Source organism: Curtobacterium sp. MMLR14_006, from assembly GCF_001864985.1.
GTDB lineage: Bacteria > Actinomycetota > Actinomycetes > Actinomycetales > Microbacteriaceae > Curtobacterium.
The window spans coordinates 1-272 of record NZ_MJGU01000014.1 but is presented as its reverse complement, the minus strand read 5'-3'; the positions used below and the strand labels follow the sequence as shown (position 1 = coordinate 272).

Here is a 272-nt window from a genome sequence, read left to right as displayed (position 1 = left end):
AGTCCGGCGGCGTCCTACTCTCCCACAAGGTCCCCCTTGCAGTACCATCGGCGCTGAGAGGCTTAGCTTCCGGGTTCGGAATGTGACCGGGCGTTTCCCTCTCGCTATGACCACCGGAACACCTTCGACCAGATCGTACATTGGTCTCAAAGCTGTCCCAGCTGTAGCTGAGTTATTCAGTTTCGATTCCCGATCGTCTGTCGGGAACCACAAAGTGGACGCGAGCCCCACACCTAAGGTGTGGGAAATAATTGTGTTGTCAAGTCTTCGGC

Annotated in this window: 1 rRNA gene; it reads right to left on the bottom strand. The window is 55.9% G+C overall.

Annotated elements, in window-relative coordinates:
* Position 1 precedes the first annotated feature (1 nt).
* Positions 2–118 (bottom strand): 5S ribosomal RNA (gene rrf / locus BIU94_RS07425).
* Positions 119–272: the final 154 nt, after the last annotated feature.